This is a genomic window from Actinokineospora auranticolor (assembly GCF_002934265.1).
GTDB classification, from domain to species: domain Bacteria; phylum Actinomycetota; class Actinomycetes; order Mycobacteriales; family Pseudonocardiaceae; genus Actinokineospora; species Actinokineospora auranticolor.
In genome coordinates, this window is sequence record NZ_PTIX01000018.1 from 104643 (window position 1) to 128542 (window position 23900).

Below are 23900 nucleotides of genomic sequence, written 5' to 3' on the forward strand. Positions count from 1 at the left end.
TGACGTTTTTTCGCCGTGGCCGGGCGGCCGGGGCCCTCGCGCGCGGCCGCCCGGTGTCCTCACGTCCCCAGCACCTCCGCGATCACGTCGACCCCGCGGTCGACCTCCGCCTCGGTCACGACCAGCGGCGGCGCCACCCGCAGCGTGGTCTCCTGGGTCTCCTTGCACAGCACGCCGCGCGCCATCAGCGCCTCGGACGCCGCCCGGCCGCCCGGGCCGCCGGGCGCGATCTCCACGCCCGCCCACAGCCCGCGCCCCCGGACCTCCGCGACCCCGCGCCCGACCAGCTCGCCGAGCCGCCGGTGCAGGTGCTCGCCGACGACCCGCGACCGCTCCTGGAACTCGCCGGTGGCCAGCAGCTTGATCACCGCGCGGCCCACCGCGCACGCCAACGGGTTACCCCCGAAAGTGGAGCCGTGCTCACCGGGGCGCAGCACGCCGAGCACCTCCCGGCGCCCGACGACCGCCGAGACCGGCAGGATCCCGCCGCCCAGCGCCTTGCCCAGCGTGTACAGGTCCGCGCGCACGCCGTCGTGGTCCAGCGCGAACAGCTCGCCGGTCCGGGCCAGGCCGGACTGGATCTCGTCCGCGATCAGCAGCACGTTGTTCTCGTCGCACAGCCGCCGCAGCTCCCGCAGGTACCCGGCGGGCGGCACGACCACCCCGGCCTCGCCCTGCACCGGCTCGACCAGCACGGCCGCGGTCCGGTCGGTGATCGCGGCCTCGACGGCCTGCGCGTCCCCGTACTTCACCGCGGTGAACCCCGGGGTGAACGGCCCGAAGTCCGCGCGGGCCACCTCGTCGGTGGAGAACGACACGATCGTGGTCGTCCGGCCGTGGAAGTTCGCGCCCGCGACGATGATCTGCGCGGTGTCCTGCGGCACGCCCTTGACCCGGTACGCCCACTTGCGGGCGACCTTGAGCGCCGACTCCACGGCCTCGGCGCCGGAGTTCATCGGCAGCACGAGGTCGGTCCCGGTCAGCTCCGCCAGCTCGCGGCAGAACGGCCCGAGCTGGTCGTGGTGGAACGCGCGGCTGGTCAGCGTGACCCGGTGCAGCTGCTCGACCGCCGCCGCGACCAGGGCCGGGTGCCGGTGCCCGAAGTTGAGCGCGGAGTACCCGGCGAGGAAGTCCAGGTAGCGCTTGCCCTGCACGTCGGTCACCCACGCGCCCTCGGCCTCGGCGATGACCACCGGCAGCGGGTGGTAGTTGTGCGTGCTCCACCGCTCGTCCAGCTCGATGAACGCGGCGGTGGTGGGAACGGTGGCGGTCATGCTGCCAGGTTAGGCCCAGGTACGCGGTTGATTCATCCGTGGAGCGTTGCTTCTGCCGCGTGTTCGTTGCGCCATCACCCGATCTGGTGAGCGAATCGTTGCACCGGACGGGTGGCCCGCTCACGCTGGGAGCGGGGCGGGGGAGTTGGCCCCCTCCACCAGCAGCGCGGGCGCCCCCGTGCCGTCGGCCCGCGTCGACCACACGTCGTTGACGCCGTCCGGCCGCTGCAGGCCGTAGGTCACGGTGTCGTTATCCAGCCACACCGCCTGGTCGTCGACACTGTGCTCCTCCGCCAGCGGGGTGCGTCGCAGCATCTTCAGGTCGAGCACCGACAACCGCCACCCCTTCTTGGGATCCTCATCGATGGCGGACTTGAACGCCACGCGCGTACCGTCCGGCGACACCGAGGCACACTCGACGTTCGTAGTGAGCGTGCGGACCGTGCGCGCACTCAGGTCGCCCTCGACCAGGTAGCGCTTACCGCCGGTCGACAGGGTTGCGTAGAACCGGTTGTCGTCGCCGGTGAACGTGACACCCCAGTAGTTGGCGTCCGCTGCGGTCAAGGGCTTCCCCTCGACGGTGGCCTTGAACTCCTCCAACGAGCTGACGACCGCACCGGTTTGCGTGTCCAAGATGCCGGTCTGCGTCGAGAAGCCCGTAGTGGCGTACGAGTGGCCTTCGAGGAACACCGTCCACGACACCATCCGCCCGCTCGCGGAGATCTTGAGCCGATTGGGGAAGCCGGTCAGCGGTACCGTCTTGCGCTCGTTCATCTGCGCGTCGAACACCATAAGCCGAGTCGCGGTAAGCGCGTCCACCGGCGCGAGGCACGCGACCGTCCCGCCGGCCGCGTACGCGCGGTCGCACTTGCGCTCGCTGATCGTGCGCGGTCCGCGGGTGTCGCTCGCCGACACCGACGACAGCAGCCCGTTGGTCAGCACCTGCAACCGCGGGCCTGCCCGCAGCGCGCCCACGGTCTCCGCGTCGACGACCTCGGCGGGCGCCGAGTTCGCGGCGTACGCGACAGCGGCGCCACCCAGGACCGCCGCGGCCACTACGGCGGTCAGGACACGTGCCTTGAGACTGAGCATCAGACGGCCTTCCTGTTCACGTGGGCGAAAATCACCGCGGTGACGACGATGACGGTGACCACAGCCAAGGCGGCCGCGAGGCACGCGGCCGAGATCCCCCAGAGTTGCCACGCGAGTCCGAAGAGAACCGACGAACCAAGGTACGCAAGCGCTTGCCCCGTCTGCACCAGGGCCATTCCCGTGGCCCGCAGCGACTCCGGCAGCACTCGACCGGCCAATGCCATCAGCACACCGTCGGTCGCGGCGTAGAACAGCCCGTAGAGGCAGAGGACGAGCACGATGAGCGGTATCCCGCTGAACGGCCCCAACAGCGCCAGGTAGGCCCCGGCCAGTGCGCAGTACCCGCCGAGCATTACCCGCGAGCGACCCACTTTGTCCGCGAGGACGCCAAGAGGGGCAGCCAGTAGCAGGTAGACCAAACTCGTCCCCACCGCCAACACGGGGAACCAACCGACGGCGAGGTCGCCGCGCTCTTGGAGCATCAGGTAGACGAATCCGTCTCCCACGGTCACCAGCCCGAGTAGCGTCGCGGCCAGAAGAAGGGCTCGCACGCCCGGTAGGCGTAAGAGGCCCGTGGCTGCGCGTACCGACACCGCCTTGCGCGCAACGGGCTCCTGCTTGTTCTGCACGAACAGCACGAGCACCACGACCGCGAAGGCTGCGATCACGAAGCTGGTGAAGAACACCGCGTCGAACGCCTGCGAGCCCGCGTACGCCAACACGGCCAGCGCGACAAGAGGCCCGGCGAAGGCTCCGGTGGCGTCCATGGCACGGTGCACGCCGAACGCGCGCCCCAGGTGCTCTTGCGGCGTGGACAGGGTTATCAGCGCGTCCCGCGGTCCGGTGCGCATCCCCTTGCCCGCGCGATCCGCCGTGATGGCCAACCCGATCAGGCCGGTGGAGTTGCCCGCCGCTATCAGCCCCAGTTTGGCCACCGACGAGATCCCGTACCCCAGGCCCGCCACGGTCTTGTGTCTGTTCGTGCGGTCGGCGAGGTACCCGCCGACCAGACGCAGAAGAGCCGTCGCGCCCGTATAGAGGCCGTCGATGGCCCCATACGCCAAGGGGCTCATGTTCAGTCCGATGACCAGGTACAGCGGCAGGACGGCGGTGACCATCTCCGAGGAGATGTCAGTGATCAGGCTTACCGCGCCAAGGGCCAGCACATTGCCGCCGACCCTCCACTTGCGGCTCTTACCGGCCTCGGTCACCTGCGGCGTGGTGACGGTGGACAGGTACACGCAACACCTCCGAGCGGGCAGGGGAGTGCTGCCGGACCCCGGAGGGCCCGGCAGCACTACGGAACCGACTGCGTTCGTCTTCCCAAGACCACCCCGACCGTCACAACACCCAAGCGGTGGTTACCTCACCGAGCCGGGGACGGTGCCGGGCGGGGGTGGGTGGTGGGAGGAATGAACTCAGTGGCAGGAGTTGGTACCGCTGTCGGTGTACGTCTTGCCCGCCTCCGGCACGAACTGCCAGTCGTAGCTGTTGGCGTGCAGGGTGAACTTGAGGACGCCGTGCGTGTTGCTGTTGCGCGCCTCGCTGTTGGGCTGGATGGTGCCGAAGCCGTAGAAGCCCGCGCCGCCCATGCCCGCGACGAAGTGCCGGATGCCGCGCGTGGCATCGGCCGTGCCGCTGGGGTTCATCGGCGCGAACCGCTCGTACTGGTGGTTGTGGCCGGTCACGATCACCTCGGCGTTGTTGTCGTACAACGCCTGCACCAGCGGGCCGGTGGAGCTGTCCGGCGCGTGGTTGGAGCCGGAGGTGAACCGCGGCTTGTGCCAGTAGGCCAGGGTGCAGGGCTTGGTGTTGGCCGCGAGGTCCTGGCGCAGCCACACTTCCTGCGGCGAGCCGACGGACTTGCTGATCTCGCTGTTGAGCGACACGACGTGCCAGTTGCCCAGGTCGTACGAGTAGTAGCCGAGACCTGAAGTGCCCGCCTGCGCGCCGAAGTAGCCGTAGTAGCCGGTGGCGCCGGAGGTGTTGTAGTCATGGTTGCCGGGCGAGGGGCGCGTGCGCGCCTTGTGCCGACCCCACGTCGGGTTGTAGTAGGTGGTGAACTGCGACGCAGTGCCGTCCGGGTAGACGTTGTCGCCGGTGGTGAAGACCGTGCCGGAGATGCCGTCGAGCAGGTTCGCGGTCGCCGTGTCACCGGAACCGGAGTCCGCGATGTCGCCCGCGCCAACCAGGACGGGGTCGGCGGACTGGCCGGTCGTAGTAGTAGTGGTGGTGGGCGGTGTGGTGGTGGTGTCGCTGGAGATGACCAACTGTGGCGCGGTGGCGCTACCGGACTCGCGAGAGTCGTAGTCGGCGCCGTCGCTGTTGGTGGAGGTGATGGCGATGCTGTACGTGCCGTTGCCGGTGACCGCCGAGGTCACGTCGACCTCGTACCAGGCGTTGCGGCTGACCGAGCCCAGGGTGCCCAGGGTGGCGCCGTCGATGGCGGGCTGGTTCGACCAGGTGGTGGCGGTCTCCGACCAGGTGTTGTTCGACACCGCGCGGAAGGTGCCCCCGGCGGGGCTGTTCGAGCCGCTGACGTCGTCGGTGTGCACCCGCAGCTTGGCGTTGGCGACCGGCGCGGTGAGCCCGCTGACGGTGAACCGCAGGAAGATCCGCTTGACCGGCGAGTTGTCGACCCCGAGCTGGCCGGAGGTGCCGTAGTTGGTGCCGGTCGAGCCGTTGTCCACGTAGGTGTCGGCGGCGGGGGTGAAGGTGGTCGTCGCGGCGGAGGCCACGTTGCCGCCGCCGGTCACGGCGACCGCGGTGGCCGCGGCGACGGCGACCGCCGACGCGACCGCCACCCTGGCTTTGGCTGTGCGACTGGACATGAGGATGCCCTTCCCTGGGTCGGTAGTCCGTTCGGGACTCCTCACCTTCCCGGGCGCCCCCAAACGATCACCACGGCGTCTTCGGACGGTCAGATGGCGCCCGGGTGAACAGTCCGGTTGCGGGGTCAGTGCGCGCGGTAGCCGTAGAGAAAAGCGCGCACTCCCGTTGTGGCGATCTCGTCCAACTCCGCCTCTGTGGGGCGTGTGCGCAGGGAAGGGTTCTGGGTGGACACCAGCATCATGAAGTGGATAGCGCCACGCACGGGGTCGTCGAGTCGTAGTAGGCCCCGGTCGGCCAGTTCGGAGAACTTGGCCGCGAGTTCACGTTGGGCCCGTAGTGGACCGTTCTCCTGCCATGCCACAAGAGCCGCCTCCGGCACATGTGCGGTTTCCACGTTCACTTGGCGGACAAGGGCGAAGTGGTCGGGGAACTCCTCGGTGGAGCGCACCCACGCGATGGCGAACGCGACCAGGTCCGCTTCCAGGTCGGTGACCTTGGACAGGTGCCGGTCGATGGTCGCGGTCTGCGCGTCGGCGACCCGGGTCGCGCTCTCCTCGATGACCGCGCCGAACAGGGCCGCCTTGTCGGCGAAGTGGTTGTAGATGGTCCGGGTCGACACCCCCGCCGCCGCCGAGATGGCGTCGATGCTGGCGCGGGTGTAGCCGTCGCGGGCGAAGGTGGCCAGCGCGCCGTCGAGGATCGAACGGCGTTTGTCGGCTAGTCGGACCATGGGCGGCCTCCGGGTGCAACGGGCGTTTTACAGTTTGCCATGCACGTTGTACTTTACCTGACATGACCCGCATCGCCGTCATCACCGGCAGCACCCGCCCCGGCCGCCGCGCGCTCGCCGTCGCAGAGTGGGTGGTCACCGCCGCCCGCGCCCACTACCCGGCCGAGGTCGGCGTCGGCCTGGTCGACCTCGCCGACTTCGCGCTCCCCCTGCTGGACGAACCGGCCCCCGCCATCACCGGCGACTACCGCAACCCCCACACCCTCGCGTGGTCCAAGACCATCGCCGCCTACGACGGCTTCGTGTTCGTCACCCCCGAGTACAACCACTCGTACCCGGCCTCCCTGAAGAACGCCCTGGACTACCTCTACGCCGAGTGGCACGACAAGGCGGCGGGCTTCGTCAGCTACGGCCCCCAAGCCGCCGGCGTCCGCGCGGTCGAACACCTCCGCCTGAGCCTCGCCGAACTCAAGGTCGCCGGCGTCCGAACCCAGGTGGCCCTCTCGATGCACACCGACTTCACCATCACCAACCCCCTGGAACAGGGCGACTTCACCCCCGCCCCGCGCCAACTCACCACCCTCCACGTCCTCCTCGACGAAGTCCACGACTGGTCCCGGGCCCTCGCCACCCTGCGCGCGTCCGCGGTCGCGGCCTGACCGGTCTGTCCACAGGCTTGATCGTCTTCTCCGCGAACCGTCGGTGCCCGCCGGTAGGCTGGATACCGGGGGCCGGAGGCATCACGGCCCTCGCGGTAGAGGTCGCGTCCGTACCCTGTGGACACTCCACCCGGATACGCGGAAGGGACCGCGCGAGCCCCGAAACCCGCGCGGTCCCTCCTCCCTCGAAGATCAGCTGATCTGCGCGACCACCTCCTTGGCCGCGTTGACCGGGATGCTGAACCCGATGCCCACGCTGCCCGCCGCGCCGTCCGCACTGGACACCGGCGAGTAGATGGCCGAGTTGATCCCGATCACCCGACCGGTCGTGTCGAACAGCGGCCCGCCCGAGTTGCCCTGGTTGATCGACGCGTCCGTCTGGATGGCCTTGTACGACACCGAGGACGAAGTCGACGCCGCCCGGCCGCGCATGTCGCGGCTGTCGCTCTCCGCCGGGATCTTCACGTCGCGGTCGAGCGCGCTGACGATCCCGGTCGTCACGGTCCCCTGCAACCCGGCGGGGGAGCCGATCGCGATCACCTCGTCACCCACCCGCACCTGCGAGGAGTCGCCGAGTTCGGCGGCGGTCAACCCGCTGACGCCGGTCGCCTGCACGACGGCCAGGTCCGCCGACGCGTCGGTGCCCACTACGGAAGCCTTGGCGGTCTTACCGTCGGAGAAGGTGATCGTGATGTCCCGCGCACCGGACACCACGTGGTTGTTGGTCAGGATGCGCCCGTCCGAGGTCAGGACGACGCCGGAGCCGATGCCCTCGGCGTTGCTCGTGCGCACGCTGATCTCCACCACGCTCGGCATCACCTTCTCCACCACCGCGCTGATGTCGGTCGGCACCGTCGCGGACGCGGTCTGCGCGTTCGTGCTCACCGTGTAAGGGGCGGCCGTGGCGCCGTCGGACCCGATGAACGCGCCCGCCACGCCGCCGAGCGCGCCCGCGCCGAGCACCGACGCCGCCACCAGGGCGACCGTGCCGCGTCGAATGCGATTCCGCGGGGCCTGGGAATGACCTGGGTACGTCGGGTGCGCGTAGAGGGGGAGTTGCTGCTGCTGCGGTCCGGGGTACGTGTCCATGGCACCAACTGTCGGACCCGCGCTTATGAGGAACCTGTGGAATCCCAGGGGATTACCCAAGAACCCGGGAACCGGCCACTTGTCCACATACCCAGAACCTGTCCACACCCCACGCCTCCACCCTGCCGCGCCAGCCCACGGGCGGATAGGTTGTGCCCGTGACCAGTGAGACCTCCTTCCTGCGCCTACAGGCGCGGACGCAGCGCTTCACCCTCGGCACGCCGAGGGAGTTCCGGATCGCGCCCGACGGCAGCCACCTGCTGTTCCTGCGCGCCGCCTCCGGCGAGGACCGCACCCACGTGTTGTGGAAGCAGGACCTCGCCACCGGCGGCGAGAGCAGGCTCGGCGACCCCGACACCCTGCTCGGTGGCGGCGCCGAGGAACTGCCCGCCGAGGAACGCGCCCGCCGCGAGCGCACCCGCGAGCAGGGCGGCGGCGTCACCGCCAACGCCACCGACGCCGCGGTCCGCGTCGCCGCCTTCGCGTTGTCCGGCCGCCTCTTCGTCGCCGACGCGCTCTCCGGCGAGGCCCGCGAGGTGGCCACGGTCACACCCATCATCGACCCGCGCCCCGACCCCACGGGCACCCGCGTCGCGTACGTCGCCGAGGGCGCGTTGCGGGTCGTCAACGTCGACGGCACCGACGACCGCGCCGTCGCCACCCCCGACGGCGCGGACCGCACCGCGGGCCTCGCCGAGTTCGTCGCCGCCGAGGAGATGGGCCGCTCCCGCGGCTACTGGTGGTCCCCCGACGGCACCCGCCTGCTCGTCGCGCACGTCGACAACAGCGACGTCCAGCGCTGGTACATCGCCGACCCGGCGAACCCGGGCGCCGAGCCCAACGTCGTGGCCTACCCGGCCGCGGGCACCCCGAACTCGAAGGTCGCGCTCGCCGTGCACGGCGTCGACGGCAGCCGCGTCGACGTGGACTGGGACGGCGTCGACCTGCCGTACCTGGTCACCGCGCACTGGTCGACGGGCGGCAGGCCGCTCATCGCCGTCCAGTCCCGCGACCAGCGCACCCTCGAGATCCGCGCCCTCGACCCGGACACCGGCGCCACCGAGGTCCTGCACACCGACACCGACGAGCACTGGGTCGAGATCCAGCCCGGCGTCCCCGCGTGGACCACGGGCGGCGAGCTGGTCCGCACCGAGGCCCGCGACGGCAGGTACCGGCTCGTCGTCGGCGACACCGTGGTCAGCGGCGACCTCCAGGTCCGCGCCGTGCTCGACGTGGCCGACGACGTCCTCTACTCGGCGTCCGCCGACGACCCCACCCAGGTGCACGTCCACCTGGGCGACCAGCGCCTGTCCACAGTGGATGGCGTGCACACCGCCGCCCGCGCGGGCGACGTCGTCGTGCTGTCGTCGTGGTCGCTCGACTGGTTCGGCCCTCGAGTCACCGTGCTGCGCGGCGGCGAACAGGTCGGCGAGGTCGCCGCGCTCAACGTCGAGCCCCCGTTGGCCGTCAACGCGCGACTGCTGACGGTCGGCGAGCGCGGCCTGCGCGCCGCCCTGCTCTACCCCACGGGCCACGTCCCGGGCAGCGGCCCGCTCCCGGTGCTCATGGACCCGTACGGCGGCCCGCACGCCCAGCGCGTGCTGTCCACGCGCGGCACATTCCTCACCTCGCAGTGGCTGGCCGACCAGGGCTTCGCCGTCATCGTCGCCGACGGCCGCGGCACGCCCGGCCGCGGCCCGGAGTGGGACCGCGCCATTGCGGGCGACCCGGCCGAGGTCACCCTCGCCGACCAGATCGACGCCCTGCGCGCCGTCGCCGCCGAACACCCCGATGTCGACCTGACCCGCGTCGCGATCCGCGGCTGGTCCTACGGCGGTTACCTGTCGGCGCTGGCCGTGCTGCGCGCCCCCGAGGTCTTCCACGCGGCCATCGCGGGTGCCCCGGTCACCGACTGGAGCCTCTACGACACGCACTACACCGAGCGCTACCTGGGCCACCCGGAGACGAACCCGGACGCCTACCGGCGCAACTCGCTGATCGACGACGCCCCGAAGCTCGACCGGCCGCTGCTGATCATCCACGGCCTGGCCGACGACAACGTGGTGGTCGCGCACGCGCTCCGCCTGTCGAGCGCGTTGACCGCCGCGGGCAGGCCGCACGCCCTGCTACCCCTACCGGGTGTCACCCACATGACGCCGCAGACCGACGACGTGGCGGAGAACTTCATGCTCCTCCAGGTCCGCTGGCTCAAGTCCGCCTTGGGCGCCTGAGACGACAACGCGTCCGCCTCACCTGTTCGGTGGGGCGGACGCGTCTCTCCAGCGACCTCGCGCGGATCGCCGCCCGGCGGAATGGGCCGAGTTCGGCGGGAACTCGGCTGCGTTCGCGGCGGTGCCCCGCGTGATCGCCGATCGGCGATTCGGTCCGAGCGGCGCGCCTACCTGCGTGATCCCTACCCGGCACCGAGGCGGTCAGGTGTCGCGCGACCTGCCGCGACGCGCCCCTGGTAGGTCAGGCGAGGGCCCGTGCCAAGTCCTACGCGCGGTGTTCGAACAACTACCGGCAACCCGCGTCGAGTCGTCCGTGCCGAGTTGTTCCCGCCCTCGCGGTGTGGATCATGCGCGAACGCGACAGCGGTCCCGGGTTTCCACTCGCCGTGACAAGACTCGGTCACGGCCACCCGTTCGTGTGGACGTACAGCCCGGTCGCGCCGTCCGGATTGGACGCCCGGACGTGCGGAACCACCCACCGTCCGGGCTTTTGACCTGCCCGGACCCTGGCGCGGAGCGCGCGAGCCAAGCAAGATCCCAAGTATGGACAGGTGTCGCTCGACCGTGGGAGGTGATCGCCGGCTATCTTAGTAAGGATAGGCAAACCTAAGAAGGGATGGTCTGGTGCGGGCTAACGGCCTCGACTGGGTTCCGCGAGTGCGGGAGACCCCCGCCGCCGCGTTGGCGGGGAGCGAGACGGTGGGGGAGCTGGTCACCGTCGCGCTCGCCGCCCTGGCCGAGGGGGTCCGCGACCGCGGCGGCCCCATCCCCGCGGGCGGCCCGACCGCCGCGGACGCGGCCATCGCCGACCTGCCCGCACTGCCCGTCGAGGGCATCGGCGCCGAAGCTGCCATCGCCGAGCTGAGCGCGATCCTGGCCGCGGGCTCCGCCGACCCGGTCGACCCCTGGTGCGCCGCCCACCTGCACTGCCCGCCGCTGGCCGTCGCCGCCGCCGCGGATCTGGTGGCCAGCGTCCTCAACCCGTCCATGGACTCCTGGGACCAGGCCCCCGCCGCCAGCGCCATCGAACGCGCGCTCGCCGACGACCTCGCCCGCCTGGCGTACCCGTCCGCCGACCGGCCCGACGCGCTGATCACCAGCGGCGGCACCGAGTCCAACCTGACCGCCCTCCTGCTGGCTCGCGAGACCCTCGGCGCCGACACCGTCGTCGTCAGCGGTGACAACGCCCACCACAGCGTCGCCCGCGCCGCCTGGCTCCTCGGCCTGCCCAAACCCGTCCCGGTCGCGACCACCGACGACCGCATCGACCTCGGTGCGCTCGCCGCCACCCTCGCCGAACTGCGCCGACCCGCCGTCGTAGTGGCCACCGCGGGCACCACCAACTCGGGCGCCATCGACCCGCTCACCGAGATCGCCGACCTCACCCGCGCCGCGGGCGCCTGGCTGCACGTCGACGCCGCGTACGGCGGCGCCCTCCTCTTCAGCCGCCACCGCGCGCTCGCCGTCAAGGGACTCGACCGGGCCGACTCCATCGCCCTCGACCTGCACAAACTCGGGTGGCAGCCGATCGCCGCGGGCATCCTCGTCTGCCGCGACCGCTCCCTCACCGCGCTCCTGGACACCAACGCCGACTACCTCAACGCCGTCGACGACACCGAGGCCGGGCTCCCCGACCTGCTCGGCCGCTCCCTGCGCACCTCCCGCCGCCCGGACGCCTTCAAGATCGTCGTCACCACCCGCGCCCTCGGCACATCGGGCCTGGGCCTGCTCGTCGACCGCTGCTGCGAGAACGCCGCCGCCGTCGCGCGCGCCGTCGCCGACCACCCCGCACTACGACTCTGGGCAGCGCCCTCTCTCTCGACAGTCCTGCTTCGCCCCACCGCCGCGGACGACCTCCCTCCCGAAGAGGGCGACGAACTGGTCGCCGCGGTCCGCCGTGCCCTCCTCGACGACGGCGCCGCCGTGCTCGGTAGGGCAACCCTGCGCACCCCGACCGGTACCGCGTTGTGGCTCAAACTGACTCTCTTGCACCCACACGCCACCCCGGCCGACTACCTGCCCCTGCTGGATCTGGTCGCGGAAAAGGCGGACCGGTGCCGCTAGACCTCGTCGGGGTCGGCATCGGCCCGTTCAACCTGTCGCTCGCGGCGCTCGCGTCGCGGGTCGACGGTTTCCGCGCGCGGTTCCTCGACCGCCGCCCCGACTTCCGCTGGCACCCCGGTCTGCTCATCGACGGCACCACCCTGCAGGTGCCGTTCCTCGCCGACCTGGTCACCCTCGTGGACCCCACCAACCCCCTGTCGTTCCTCAACTACCTACGCCACCGCGACCGCCTCTTCCCCTTCTACTTCACCGAGCGCTTCCACATCCCCCGCGCCGAGTACGACGACTACTGCCGCTGGGCGGCTGAACGCCTTCCGTCGTGCGCCTTCGGGCAGGAGGTAGTCGCCGTGGAGTGGTCGGCCGACGAGGAGCTCTTCGAGGTCACCACCCAGAACGACACCCTCTTAACGCACAACGTCGTCATCGGTATCGGCACCGAACCGGTCTTACCGGCGCCCTTGGCCGAAGTGGCCCACCACTCGGCGGACTACCTCACCGTGCGAGACGAGCTCCTAGGGCTAGACGACGTCACCGTGGTCGGGTCAGGCCAATCAGGCGCGGAGGTCTTCCTCGACCTCTTACGCAGACGCGGCGGTGGGCTTCGCTGGCTCACCCGCACCCCCGCCTTCGCGCCCATGGAGTACTCCAAACTCGGGCTCGAACACTTCACCCCCGACTACACCCGCTACTTCCACACCCTCCCCGAACCCACCCGCGACGCCCTGGTCCCCGCCCAGTGGCAGCTCTACAAGGCCATCAGCGCCGACACCCTCGCCGAGATCCACGACGAGCTCTACCGGCGCACCGTCGGCGGCGGCTGGCCCGACGTCACCCTCACCCCCGGCATCGAGGTCACCTCCGCCCGCCGCGCGGACGGCCGCGTCGACCTCGACCTGCGCCACACCCACCAAGGCGCGACGGCCACCGCCCGCACCGACGCCGTCGTCTGCGCCACCGGCTACGCCGAACGCGACCTCCACGCCCTCCTCGGCCCGCTCCTCGGCCCCCGCGACCACGCGGGCCGCCACACCGTCGACGCCGAGTTCCGCGTCGGCCTGCGGCCCGACATCACCGGCGCGGTGTACGCGCAGAACGCCGAGCGGCACACGCACGGCGTCGGCGCCCCCGACCTCGGCCTCGCCGCCTGGCGCGCGGCGACCATCCTCAACGCCGTGTGCGGGCGGGCGGTCCACCCGCTGCCCGAGCGCACCGCGTTCACGACGTTCGGATTGGCGACACAGCGATGGAGGGCGACGTGACGACCGCATGGCGGGACGCCGGTGCGCTGGTGGTGCACAAGATGCTCGGCGAGCTGAGCTACGAGGGCCTGTTGCGGCCCGAACCGGAGGGCGACGGCGCCTGGCGGCTGGAACTGGTGGGCGGGGCGGTCTACCGGTTCACCGCGCGGCGCGGCGCCTTCGACTCCTGGGCCGTGCGCGCGGGCAGCGCGACCCGCGACGGCGAACCGGCCGACGACCCGCGCACCCTGGTCGTCGACGCCCGCACCGAACTGGGCCTCACCGGCCTGCGGCTGGCCGACGTGCTCGCCGAGCTCACCGCGACCGTCACCAACGAGGCCGCCCGGCTCGCCGACGCCCCGACCGCCGCCGAGCTGTCCAAAATGGACTACGACGAGGCGGACGGGCACCTCACCGGCCACCCCCGGCTCGTGCTCAACAAGGGCCGGGTCGGCTTCTCCGCCCACGACCGCGCCCGGTACGCGCCGGAATCGGGCGCCGGGTTCGCGCTGCCGTGGATCGCGGTGCACCGCGACCACGCGAGCTTCCGCTGCGTGTCCACGCTGACCGAGGAGAAGCTGCTGGTCGGCGAACTGGGCGCGGCCAAGCTGGCCGCGTTCCGGGCGAAGCTGACCGACCCGGCGAGCTACGTGCTGATGCCCGTGCACCCGTGGCAGCTCGACGAGGTCGTGGGCACCCTGTACGCCAGGGAACTGGCCACCGGCGTCGTCGTGCCGGTGGGGGAGAGCACGGACCGCTACCGTCCACACCAGACCGTCCGGACCCTGGCCAACGCCTCCCACCCGACCCGCTACGACGTGAAGACCGCGCTGTCGGTGCGCAACACCCTGGTGTACCGGGGACTGGCGTCGGCGGCGACCCTGGCCGCGCCCGAGGTGACGACCTGGCTGCGGGCCGTCTACCAGAGCGACGAGCTGCTGCGCGACCGCTACCGCTTCGACCTGCTCGGCGAGATCGCCAGCGTCTCGGTGCGCCACCCCCTGCTCGGCGCCATCGAGGAACTGCCCTACCGCTTCCACGAGACACTCGGCGCCCTGTGGCGCGAACCCATCCGAACCCGCCTCGCCGACGGCGAACAGGCCATCTCCTTCGCCGCCCTGCCCTACCGCGGCACCGACGGCTCCGTGCTGGCCCACCTCGTCAGCTCCTCCGGCATGTCCACTGAGGACTGGACGCGGCGGTTGCTGGACCTGCTCCTCACCCCGCTGCTGCACTGGCTGCTCGCCCACGGCGTCGGCTTCTGCCCGCACGGCCAGAACCTCATCCTGGTCACCGACCAGCGCGGCAGACCCAAGCACGTCGCCATCAAGGACTTCGCCCAGGGCGTCGACCTGCTCGACGAACCCGTGCCCGCCTACGACCTGCTCGGCCCCGCCGCGCGCGCCGACATGCTGCGCTGGCCGCCGCACCTGCTCGCGCAGTCCCTGTTCAGCTCCGTCTTCGCGGGCCAACTCCGGTTCCTGGCGGAGATCCTGGACGACGAACTCGGCTTCCCGCGCCCCCGCCTGTGGACCCTGGTCCGCGAGGTCGTCTCCGCCTACCGCGACGCGCACCCGGAAACCGCCGCCCGCTTCGACGCCTGCGCACTGTTCGCCCCCGAGGTCGAACGCGTCTGCCTCAACCGCGAACACCTCGCGGGCCAGGGATTCGACAAGGTCGAACGCGACGACGAGTTCGACGTGCGCTTCGGCCGCGCCTCGAACCCGCTCGCCGCGCCCGACCCGGAAGGTGCCTGGTGACCGCCATCGACCACGCGCGACCAGTGGGCCCGCGCACCCTCGCCGCGCGGGCCCAGGCCGCGACTTCGCTGTCGGGCGCCCTGCGCGGCGCCGTCGCCAAGGGCGAGGTCCGGCGCGTGGTGTGCCTCGTGCCGGACCCGCACGCCCGGTTCGCCGCGGTGGAACTGGACGCGAACTTCTTCGTGGACACCGTCCTGTCGACCGGCTACGGCATGTGCTCGTACGTCCTCGGCTGGAACCCGGAACGCGAAGCCGTCAACGCCCCCGCCGTGGACCAGTTCCTCGGCGGCTACGGCGACCTCCGCCTCCGCCCCGACCTGGCCACCCTCACCCCCGACGGCCCCACCCGCTGGCAGGTCGTCTGCGACGTCGAGTGGCCGGACGGCAGACCCGTGCCCGAGGCCCCGCGCACGACGCTGCGAGACCAGTTGGTGGCAGCCGAGAAGCACGACCTCGTGCCCTCCATCGGCATCGAGCACGAGGTCACCTTCACCCGCCCCGACGGCACCCCCCTGACCACCGCGGGCCTCGACTACGCCGTCGGGGCCCTGTCGCCCCTGTCCGGTCTGCTGGCCGACGTCCACACCGCCGTCGACACCCTCGGCCTCGGCGTGGAATCCGCCCGCGGCGAGTGCCACCCCGGGCAGTACGAGGTAGTCCAGCGCCACCGCGACGCCCTGGCCGCCTGCGACGACGCCATGCTCCACCAGCTGGTCATCCGCCGAACCGCCGCCGCACACGGCCTCCGGGCGGGCTACCTGGCGTCCGAAGCCCCCGGCACCGGCGGCTCCTGCCACGTCCACCTGTCCATTTCGGACCCATCGGGCGTCTCCCAGGTCCCCGGCGACCGCCCCGGCCAACTCTCCACCGTCTTCGGCCACTTCCTCGCGGGCATCCTCCGCGCGGCCCCCGACCTGACCGCGTTCTGGGCCCCCACCTGGAACTCCTACGTCCGACTGCGCACCGGCCCCTTCTCCCCGAGGTCGGTGCGCTGGGCCGTCGACGACCGCACGGCCGCCATCCGCATCACCGGCTACGGCCCGTCCCTGCGGATGGAGGCCCGGTTCGCGGGCGCCGACGCCCAGCCGCACCTCGTCGTGGCGGCCCTGCTGGCCTCCGGCCTCTCCGGCGTGGAGGAGCGGCTACCGCTGCCCGCCGAGAACAAGCAAACCGGTGACCTCGCCAGAACCCCTTGGGAGGCCTTGAACCGCCTCACCACGTCGAAGCTCCCCACCGCCCTCCTGGGCGAGGCCGTCGTCGACCACCGCGCCGCCTTCCTGGGCGAGGAACTCGACTGGGGCCTGGATCAGGTAACCGAATCCCACCGCACCCGCTCAGACCTGCGCGCGTGACCCAACCCGGTGCAAAGTCCCATCCACGTCGACGAACGCGAACTCCCGCAACCCGTAGTCGGTGTCCTGGGGCGCCGTCAACCGCCCCTCGACCCCGGAACCCGCCCACTCGGCGTGCACCGCGTCGGCATCCGAGACATAGAGGTAGACGGCGGACGCGGTGCTCTTCGGATCGTGCTCCGCCCACTCGGTCAAATGCAGCGAAACCTTTCCCCGCCGCACAAACCCGTACCTGGCCCCACCGGTGTAGGCGTCGGCCTCGAACCCCAACGCCCGATACCGCGCCAGCGCCGCGTCCAAGTCCACCACGGGCACAATCGGGGCGATCTCCTCGAACCCAACCTCGGACATCCAACCTCCCAGCCAACTCGCCGACCTGCACCTGCTCTGCCGCGGCGGGGTCTTGCCCGACAAGTTTGACCCGAGCGCGAATCGGCCACCCGCGCCCGGTACGCAAGATCGCGAGTTATCCCCATCCCCGCATCCCATCCACCGCCCGCCAAATCGGCTTCCAAACCCCTGACCAGCGCCGATAGGATGGCATCAAGGGCCTGCCCCCAGGGCGGGAGGGGCGTGCCCCGGGGGATCTTGTGGGAAGCGGGACTACTCGGTCGGTTCCGGCTCGACGACGGTGCCCGCCCGGGCCGTCGCCTCATCCCGCACGAACCCCAACGACTCCCCGATGTTCGCCAACGCCACCCCGCACTCGTCCACCGACGGCGTACCCGGATCCCCACAGCGGTTGTCGGCGTACGCCGCCACCTCCGCGCGCAGCCGCTCCGCCTGCCGCGCGTACTCGGTGTCACCCGGCACCGTCGACATGGCCGCGACCAGGTCGCTCACCCGCCCGACGTAGTCCTCGCACGTCCACGGGTCGGAAATCCCGTCCGGCCCACTCGCCCGCTGCGCGCACGGATCGGCCAGCGCCGCCCCCACCTTCGCCAGCAGGTCCGCGGCCGCCACGGGGGGCGGGGCCGGAGCGGGTGACTCGGCGGTCCCGCACCCGGCGACCAGCAGCACGACCGCGATCAACACCCTGCGCATGGCGCGGACCCTATCGTCACCCCTTCAGGCGAGGTTCGCGGAACACCACCCAGCGCATGCACACGTACATGTACACGGCCTCGCACGCCCCCGCCGCCACCCGCGCGAGGTGGTAGTCGACGCCCAGTGCCGCCAGGCCGCTGCCGACGCCGAGGATCCAGGCCAGGTAGTTGATCGTCACGACGACCACGTACCGGCCGACCTGCGGGCCGACGTCCGCGTGCGACCGGAAGTTCAGGGCGCGGTTGAGCACGAAGCTCAGCCCGAACGCCAACACGTACCCGATCGTGATGCTGACCGGCAACGGCCACCCGAACCCGCTCCGCATCAGCGTCAGCAGCGCCAGGTCGACCGCGAAGGTGAACCCGTTGATCACCCCGAAGCCCAGCAGGCTCGGCGGCACCACCCGGCTCAGCCCGAACGGCAGCCGCCGCGTGATCGCCGCCATGGCCGCGCCGAACCGCTCCCCGCGCTCGTGCCGCCGAACCTCCCGCACCGACATACCGCCATCCTGACGATCTTGAATGACCATTCGCCGACCGGTGGGCGAACACGCGGCGGTCCCGGCGCGGAACAAAACCACTGTAACAGCGCGGAGGCCTAGCGTGACGAGAAACAATCAAGCGCGAATGCTTGAAAATTCGCTGTGACCCGTGCCACCGTGGACCCGTGATCGACCTCCACGCCCTCCTGGCGGACCTGCGCGACGAAGGCGCCGAACTCGACGCCTGGCTGACCGACCTCCCCGCCCGCGCCTGGCACACCCCCACCCCCGCCGCGCGCTGGACGATCGCCCACCAGGTCGCACACCTCGCGTGGACCGACGACCGCGCCCTCCTGTCCGCCGCCGACCCCGACGCCTTCGTCGCCGACCCCGACGCCTTCGTCGCCGAGGCCACCCGCGCGCTCGGCGACCCCACGGGCTTCGTCGACCGCGGCGCCGAGGAAGGCGCGACCCGAGACCCGGCCGAACTGCTCGCCGCCTGGCGCACGGGCCGCGACCGCCTGGCCGACACCCTCGCGCACGTGCCCCCGGGCACGAAACTGCTCTGGTACGGCCCACCCATGAGCCCCGCCTCCATGGCCACCGCCCGCCTCATGGAGACCTGGGCGCACGCGGGCGACGTCGCCGCGGCCCTCGACATCCCACGGGAGCCCACCCGCCGCCTCCGGCACATCGCCCACCTCGGCGTCCGAACCCGCGACTTCGCCTACCTCGCCCGCGCCCTGCCGATCCCCGCCGCCGAGTTCCGCGTCGAACTGGCCGCACCCGACGGCGAAACCTGGACCTGGGGACCGCAAGGCGCACCCCAACGCATCACCGGGTCAGCGCACGACTTCTGCCTCCTCGTCACCCAACGCGTCCACCGCGACGACACCGACCTCGAATCCGAAGGCGCCGACGCCCACCACTGGCTCCGCATCGCCCAAGCCTTCGCGGGCCCACCCGGCACCGGACGGCCGAGGTCGTGATCCGCGTCGGCAACGCCTCAGGCTTCTACGGCGACCGCTTCACCGCCGTCCACGAGATGCTGACCGGCGGCGACCTCGACGTGCTCACCGGCGACTACCTGGCCGAGCTGACCATGCTCGTCCTCGGCCGCCAACGCCTCAAGGACCCCCGCGCCGGCTACGCCGAAACCTTCCTGCGCCAGCTGGCGGACACCCTCGACCTGGCCCTCGGCCGCGGCGTCAAGATCGTCACGAACGCGGGCGGCCTCAACCCGGCGGGCCTCGCCGACGCCATCCGGGCCCTCGGCACCCGGGCCAAGGTCGCCCACGTCGAAGGCGACGACTTGGTGCCCCGGGCCGCCTCCCTCGGCCTCGGCGACGCCCTCACCGCCAACGCCTACCTCGGCGCCTGGGGCATCGCCGAATGCCTCCGCGCGGGCGCCGACGTCGTCATCACCGGCCGCGTCACCGACGCCTCCCTCACCGTCGGCCCAGCCGCCGCCCACTTCGGCTGGCACCCCACCGACTACGACCGCCTGGCAGGCGCCACAGTCGCGGGCCACCTCATCGAATGCGGCCCCCAGGTCACCGGCGGCAACTACGCCTTCTTCACCGAACTCGACCCAACCCACCCGCCCTTCCCCCTAGCCGAAATCCACGACGACGGCACCTCGGTCATCACCAAACACCCCAACACCGGCGGCGCGGTCACCCGGGAAACCGTTACCGCCCAACTGCTCTACGAGATCCAAGGCCCCCACTACCTAGGCCCCGACGTCACCACCCACCTCGACACCGTCACCCTCACCGCCGACGGCCCCGACCGCGTTCGAGTCAGCGGAGTCCGCGGCACCCCGCCACCGGACACGGTCAAGGTCTGCGTCAACACCCTGGCGGGCTTCAAGAACAGCGTGACCTTCATCCTCTGTGGACTCGACATCGAGGAAAAGGCCACCCTGGCCCGTCGCCAGGTGGAACGCGCCCTGGGTCCCGACGGCATCACCTGGACCCTGGCCAGAACGGATCACCCCGACGCCGCCACGGAGGAGACTGCCAGCGCCCTCCTCCACGCCACGATCCACACCGAAGACCCCACCCGAGCCAAAGCCTTCGCCCGCACCACGGTCGAACTGGCACTCGCCAGCTACCCGGGTTTCACCCTCACCACCCCACCCCCCGACCCCACCCCCATCGGCGTCTACCGACCCGCCTACCTACCCCGCCACCAGATCCCGCACACAGCGGTACTTCCCGACGGCACCCGCCACCCCTTCCCATGGCCACCCGAAACCGCCCCAACCCCCGCAGCTCAAGCCAATTCCACCCCGACATCTCCCCGCGCCCCCGCACCCGCCACCACCCAGCCACCAACGACCGCCGCCCACGCCGTCGCCGGCCCAGCTCATTCCTTTGCCTCTGCCCAGCCGCCGGCGGAGGTCGGCGCCCAAACTGACTCCACCCCAACTCCTCCCTCCGCTCCGTCGCCCGCAACCACCCAGTCGCCAAGGGATGCCGTCACCGGCCCGGCTCGCTCCTTGGTCTCTGCCCAGCTGGCAGCGTGCACTGCTTCCTTCACTCCTGCGCCCACCGCCGACCGGCCACCGACGGGCGCTGGTGCACCGCAATCCACCTCCGAGACGGCTCAATCCGTCGCACCGCCGGCCGTCACCGCCGAGTGGCCATTGGACGCTGGAACCCAGCAACCTGCCGCTGACCCCGCTGTCCCCCTGCCCGCCGCACAGTCGCCAACAGGCTCCATCACCCCGGATGCCTCCACCCTGGCTCATCCCGTTCCCCCGCGGGCGGACACCGCCCAGCCGCCGACGAGCGCAGCCGTTCAGCGAGCCGTCCCCCATCCGGCCCAAATCCCCACCCCTCCGGCCAACAGCGAGCCCGTGCCGCCGTTGCCCACCAACCCGTCCCAGCCCACGCCCCGCAACGCGAACTCCGCTCCCCAGCCGGACACCCCACCTACGAGTCACCCCGGCACGCCTCCCCAGACCCGCCGCGTGCCGCTAGGCACGATCCTCGGCGCGCGGTCCGGCGACAAAGGCGGCGACGCCAACCTCGGCGTCTGGGCACGCACCCCCGACGCCTACCCCTGGCTCGTCCACACCCTCACCACCGACCGCCTGCGCACACTGCTCCCCGAGACCGCCGACCTGCCCATCGAGCGGCACCTCCTCCCCAACCTCAACGCCGTCAACTTCGTCATCCACACCCTCCTCGGCCAAGGCGTCGCGGCCTCGACCCGCTTCGACCCGCAGGCCAAAGCCCTGGGGGAGTGGCTCCGAGCCCGGTACGTCGACGTCCCGGAGGCCCTGCTGTGACCCCCTTCGACACCCCCGAACGCCGTGACCTGCGCGAAGCCGTCCGCCGGTTCACCACCACCGAGATCCGCCCCCACCTCGACACCTGGGAACGCGACGGCGAACTGCCCCGAGACCTCCACCGCAAAGCCGCCGCCCTGGGCCTCCTCGGCGTGGCCTTTCCCGAATCCGCGGGCGGCGGCGACGGCACCCTCCTCGACGCCCTGACCGTCGTCGAGGAAATGCACCACGCAGGCGCGTCAGGCGGCGTCATCGCATCCCTGCTGACCTGCGGAATCGCCCTCCCGCACCTCATCGCCGCGGGCAACCCCGAGCACATCGACCGCTGGGCCCGCCCCACCCTCGCGGGCGCCACCATCGGTGCGCTCGCCATCACCGAACCCGACGGCGGCTCCGACGTCGCCAACCTGCGCACCACCGCCACCCGCCACGGCGACCACTACACCGTCAACGGCGCCAAAACCTTCATCACCTCCGGCGTCCGCGCCGACTTCGTCACCACCGCCGTCCGAACCGGCGGCCCCGGCGCCCGCGGAATCTCCCTGCTGGTAATAGAAAAGAGCACGCCAGGCTTCACCGTCGGCAAACCCCTGGCAAAAATGGGCTGGCACTGCTCCGACACCGCCGAACTGTCCTTTGTGGACTGCAAAGTCCCCGCGGCCAACCTGATCGGCCGGGAAAACACCGGCTTCACCCACATAGCCACCCACTTCGCCGCCGAACGCCTGACCCTCGCCACCCAGGCCCACGCCACCGCCCGACGCGCCCTCGACCTGACCATCGACTGGTGCCGCACCAGGGAAACCTTCGGCCGCCCCCTGATCTCCCGCCAATCCGTCCAGTTCACCCTCGCCGAAATGACAAGAAAAGTCGACGTCGCCCGAACCTACACGCGCGTCACAGCCCAACGCCACCAGGCAGGCGAAGACGTGACCACCGAGGTCTGCTTCGCCAAGAACACCGCCGTGGAAGCGGGCACCTGGGTTGTCGACCGCGCCGTCCAACTCCACGGCGGCCTCGGCTACCTCCGCGAGTCCGAAGTGGAACGCCACTACCGGGACATGCGAATCCTGGGAATCGGCGGCGGCACCGACGAAATCATGACCACCCTCGCCGCCAAACGCCTCGGCTACACCGCGGAGCCGCGCCCATGACCCTCATGCGATCGTCCCTCGACACCACCACCCCCGAATTCCACGACAACCACGCCGCCATGGTCGACAAACTCGACCAGCTCACCGCCGAACACGCCAAGGCCGTCGCGGGCGGCGGCGAGAAGTACGTCGCCCGCCACCGGGAACGCGGCAAACTGACCGCCCGCGAACGCGTCGAACTCCTGCTCGACCCCGACTCCCCGTTCCTCGAACTCTCCCCGCTCGCCGCCTGGGGCAGCGACTACCAGGTCGGCGGCAGCCTCGTCACCGGCATCGGCGTCATCGAAGGCGTCGAATGCGTGATCAACGCCAACGACCCCACCGTCAAAGGCGGCGCGATCAACCCCTGGGGCATGCGCAAAGGCTTCCGCGCCGCCGACATCGCCGCCCAGAACCGACTCCCCACCATCAGCCTCGTCGAATCCGGCGGCGCCGACCTCCCCACCCAGAAAGACATCTTCATCCCCGGCGGCCGCACCTTCCGCGACCTCACCCGCGCATCCGCCGCCAAAATCCCCACGGTCGCCATCGTCTTCGGAAACTCCACCGCAGGCGGCGCCTATCTCCCCGGAATGTCCGACCACGTCATCATGGTCCGCGACCGCGCCAAGGTCTTCCTCGGTGGACCGCCCCTCGTCAAAGTGGCCACCGGCGAGGAGTCCGACGACGAATCCCTGGGCGGCGCCGAGATGCACGCCCGAACCTCCGGCCTCGCCGACTACCTCGCCACCGACGAACGCGACGGCATCCGCCTGTGCCGCCGCGTCATCGCCCGACTCAACTGGCGCAAACAAGGCCCCGAACCCGCGCGCGACTACGCCGACCCCCGCTACGACGAAGAAGACCTCCTCGGCATCGTCCCCGCCGACCTGAAAATCCCCTTCGACCCGCGAGAAGTCATCGCCAGAGTCGTCGACGGCTCAGACTTCGACGAATTCAAACCCCGCTACGGAACAAGCCTCGTCACCGGCTGGGCGCAACTCCACGGCTATCCGGTAGGAATCCTCGCGAACGCCCGAGGAGTCCTCTTCGGTGAAGAATCGCAAAAGGCAACGCAATTCATCCAACTCGCCAATCAAACCGACACCCCGCTCATCTTCCTGCACAACACAACCGGCTACATGGTCGGCAAGGAATACGAACAGAGCGGCATCATCAAACACGGCGCCATGATGATCAACGCCGTCGCCAACTCCAAGGTCCCCCACCTCTCCGTCCTCATCGGATCCTCCTACGGCGCCGGCCACTACGGCATGTGCGGCCGCGCCTACGACCCGCGTTTCCTCTTCGCCTGGCCCAGCGCCAAATCCGCCGTCATGGGACCCGCGCAGCTCGCAGGAGTCCTGTCCATCGTCATGCGCCAAGGCGCCGAACGCCGCGGCCAGCCCTACAACGAGGAGCACGACGCCGCCATGCGCGCCATGGTCGAGGGCCAGATCGAGGCCGAGTCCCTGCCCATGTTCCTCTCCGGCATGCTCTACGACGACGGCATCATCGATCCCCGCGACACCCGAACCGTCCTGGGCCTCTGCCTGTCATCCATCCACAACGGACCAATCGCGGGCGCCGACGGCTTCGGCGTCTTCCGGATGTGACCGC

The 23900-nt window shown here is 71.0% G+C and carries 19 protein-coding genes; 10 read left to right on the forward strand and 9 right to left on the reverse strand.

Annotated features, from left to right (window positions below):
* Positions 1–59: 59 nt before the first annotated feature.
* The 5 genes from rocD to CLV40_RS26890 all read right to left on the reverse strand — a co-directional run bounded on the left by rocD (position 60) and on the right by CLV40_RS26890 (position 5928).
* A complete protein-coding gene (rocD, locus tag CLV40_RS26870) occupies positions 60–1274 on the reverse strand; it encodes an ornithine--oxo-acid transaminase (protein ID WP_104481778.1) in 1215 nt (404 codons plus the stop codon).
* A 120-nt stretch (positions 1275–1394) separates the two neighbouring features.
* A complete protein-coding gene (locus CLV40_RS26875; RefSeq protein ID WP_104481779.1) occupies positions 1395–2366 on the reverse strand; it encodes a TolB-like translocation protein in 972 nt (323 codons plus the stop codon).
* On the reverse strand, positions 2366–3607 hold the full coding sequence (locus CLV40_RS26880) for an MFS transporter (RefSeq protein ID WP_104481780.1): 1242 nt from the start codon (positions 3605–3607) through the stop codon (positions 2366–2368). Before CLV40_RS26880 ends, CLV40_RS26875 begins: the two co-directional genes overlap by 1 nt.
* A 177-nt stretch (positions 3608–3784) precedes the next feature.
* Positions 3785–5197, reverse strand: coding sequence for a CBM96 family carbohydrate-binding protein (locus CLV40_RS26885; protein WP_104481781.1), 1413 nt, complete (start codon positions 5195–5197; stop codon positions 3785–3787).
* Positions 5198–5322: 125 nt separating this feature from the next.
* Positions 5323–5928: a TetR/AcrR family transcriptional regulator gene (locus CLV40_RS26890; protein WP_104481782.1), complete on the reverse strand. Its 606-nt coding sequence runs from the start codon at positions 5926–5928 to the stop codon at positions 5323–5325.
* 62 nt (positions 5929–5990) lie between these two features.
* On the opposite strand from CLV40_RS26890, the gene CLV40_RS26895 reads away from it, so the two are divergent.
* On the forward strand, positions 5991–6587 hold the full coding sequence (locus CLV40_RS26895; protein WP_104481783.1) for an NADPH-dependent FMN reductase: 597 nt from the start codon (positions 5991–5993) through the stop codon (positions 6585–6587).
* Positions 6588–6779: 192 nt separating this feature from the next.
* Here the strand turns inward: CLV40_RS26895 and CLV40_RS26900 are convergent, their stop codons facing one another.
* Complete coding sequence (locus CLV40_RS26900) at positions 6780–7676, reverse strand: S1C family serine protease (RefSeq protein ID WP_104481784.1); 897 nt, start codon at positions 7674–7676, stop codon at positions 6780–6782.
* 158 nt (positions 7677–7834) lie between these two features.
* Here CLV40_RS26900 and CLV40_RS26905 point away from each other — a divergent pair, with 158 nt between their 5' ends.
* The 5 genes from CLV40_RS26905 to CLV40_RS26925 all read left to right on the forward strand — a co-directional run bounded on the left by CLV40_RS26905 (position 7835) and on the right by CLV40_RS26925 (position 16321).
* A complete protein-coding gene (locus CLV40_RS26905; RefSeq protein ID WP_104481821.1) occupies positions 7835–9907 on the forward strand; it encodes a S9 family peptidase in 2073 nt (690 codons plus the stop codon).
* 657 nt (positions 9908–10564) lie between these two features.
* Positions 10565–11971, forward strand: a complete 1407-nt coding sequence (locus CLV40_RS26910) for a pyridoxal phosphate-dependent decarboxylase family protein (protein ID WP_245931589.1) — start codon at positions 10565–10567, stop codon at positions 11969–11971.
* Positions 11962–13230 (forward strand): lysine N(6)-hydroxylase/L-ornithine N(5)-oxygenase family protein, encoded by a 1269-nt coding sequence (locus CLV40_RS26915; RefSeq protein WP_104481786.1) that lies wholly within the window; start codon positions 11962–11964, stop codon positions 13228–13230. Before CLV40_RS26910 ends, CLV40_RS26915 begins: the two co-directional genes overlap by 10 nt.
* Complete coding sequence (locus tag CLV40_RS26920; RefSeq protein ID WP_104481787.1) at positions 13215–14969, forward strand: IucA/IucC family protein; 1755 nt, start codon at positions 13215–13217, stop codon at positions 14967–14969. Before CLV40_RS26915 ends, CLV40_RS26920 begins: the two co-directional genes overlap by 16 nt.
* Complete coding sequence (locus CLV40_RS26925) at positions 14966–16321, forward strand: type I glutamate--ammonia ligase (protein ID WP_104481788.1); 1356 nt, start codon at positions 14966–14968, stop codon at positions 16319–16321. The genes CLV40_RS26920 and CLV40_RS26925 overlap by 4 nt, the downstream gene beginning before the upstream one ends.
* On the opposite strand, the gene CLV40_RS26930 is transcribed toward CLV40_RS26925, so the two are convergent.
* The 3 genes from CLV40_RS26930 to CLV40_RS26940 all read right to left on the reverse strand — a co-directional run bounded on the left by CLV40_RS26930 (position 16304) and on the right by CLV40_RS26940 (position 17867).
* On the reverse strand, positions 16304–16672 hold the full coding sequence (locus CLV40_RS26930) for a bleomycin resistance protein (protein ID WP_104481789.1): 369 nt from the start codon (positions 16670–16672) through the stop codon (positions 16304–16306). The genes CLV40_RS26925 and CLV40_RS26930 overlap by 18 nt on opposite strands.
* 252 nt (positions 16673–16924) lie before the next feature.
* Complete coding sequence (locus tag CLV40_RS26935) at positions 16925–17365, reverse strand: hypothetical protein (RefSeq protein WP_104481790.1); 441 nt, start codon at positions 17363–17365, stop codon at positions 16925–16927.
* Between the two features lie 16 nt (positions 17366–17381).
* Positions 17382–17867, reverse strand: a complete 486-nt coding sequence (locus CLV40_RS26940) for a GtrA family protein (protein WP_104481791.1) — start codon at positions 17865–17867, stop codon at positions 17382–17384.
* A 167-nt stretch (positions 17868–18034) separates the two neighbouring features.
* Between CLV40_RS26940 and CLV40_RS26945 the strand changes: the two genes are divergently transcribed.
* Genes CLV40_RS26945 through CLV40_RS26965 form a run of 4 tightly spaced genes read left to right on the forward strand, consistent with a single transcriptional unit; the run spans position 18035 to position 23896 of the window.
* Positions 18035–18838 (forward strand): TIGR03084 family metal-binding protein, encoded by an 804-nt coding sequence (locus tag CLV40_RS26945; RefSeq protein WP_104481792.1) that lies wholly within the window; start codon positions 18035–18037, stop codon positions 18836–18838.
* The gene (locus tag CLV40_RS39880; protein ID WP_245931590.1) at positions 18835–21147 is read left to right on the forward strand and encodes an acyclic terpene utilization AtuA family protein; all 2313 of its coding nucleotides are present in this window, start codon (positions 18835–18837) and stop codon (positions 21145–21147) included. The genes CLV40_RS26945 and CLV40_RS39880 overlap by 4 nt, the downstream gene beginning before the upstream one ends.
* Positions 21144–22301, forward strand: a complete 1158-nt coding sequence (locus CLV40_RS26960) for an acyl-CoA dehydrogenase family protein (RefSeq protein WP_104481793.1) — start codon at positions 21144–21146, stop codon at positions 22299–22301. Before CLV40_RS39880 ends, CLV40_RS26960 begins: the two co-directional genes overlap by 4 nt.
* Complete coding sequence (locus tag CLV40_RS26965) at positions 22298–23896, forward strand: acyl-CoA carboxylase subunit beta (RefSeq protein ID WP_104481794.1); 1599 nt, start codon at positions 22298–22300, stop codon at positions 23894–23896. The genes CLV40_RS26960 and CLV40_RS26965 overlap by 4 nt, the downstream gene beginning before the upstream one ends.
* The last annotated feature ends 4 nt before the right edge of the window (positions 23897–23900 follow it).

Bases quoted from the DNA above. Each gene is read 5' to 3' on its own strand.
- CLV40_RS26885 (WP_104481781.1), bottom strand. From the start codon at position 5,197: ATGTCCAGTCGCACAGCCAAAGCCAGGGTGGCGGTCGCGTCGGCGGTC.
- CLV40_RS26930 (WP_104481789.1), bottom strand. From the start codon at position 16,672: ATGTCCGAGGTTGGGTTCGAGGAGATCGCCCCGATTGTGCCCGTGGTG.
- rocD (WP_104481778.1), bottom strand. From the start codon at position 1,274: ATGACCGCCACCGTTCCCACCACCGCCGCGTTCATCGAGCTGGACGAG.
- CLV40_RS26940 (WP_104481791.1), bottom strand. From the start codon at position 17,867: ATGTCGGTGCGGGAGGTTCGGCGGCACGAGCGCGGGGAGCGGTTCGGC.
- CLV40_RS26900 (WP_104481784.1), bottom strand. From the start codon at position 7,676: ATGGACACGTACCCCGGACCGCAGCAGCAGCAACTCCCCCTCTACGCG.
- CLV40_RS26890 (WP_104481782.1), bottom strand. From the start codon at position 5,928: ATGGTCCGACTAGCCGACAAACGCCGTTCGATCCTCGACGGCGCGCTG.
- CLV40_RS26965 (WP_104481794.1), top strand. From the start codon at position 22,298: ATGACCCTCATGCGATCGTCCCTCGACACCACCACCCCCGAATTCCAC.
- CLV40_RS26920 (WP_104481787.1), top strand. From the start codon at position 13,215: ATGGAGGGCGACGTGACGACCGCATGGCGGGACGCCGGTGCGCTGGTG.
- CLV40_RS26935 (WP_104481790.1), bottom strand. From the start codon at position 17,365: ATGCGCAGGGTGTTGATCGCGGTCGTGCTGCTGGTCGCCGGGTGCGGG.
- CLV40_RS26895 (WP_104481783.1), top strand. From the start codon at position 5,991: ATGACCCGCATCGCCGTCATCACCGGCAGCACCCGCCCCGGCCGCCGC.
- CLV40_RS26875 (WP_104481779.1), bottom strand. From the start codon at position 2,366: ATGCTCAGTCTCAAGGCACGTGTCCTGACCGCCGTAGTGGCCGCGGCG.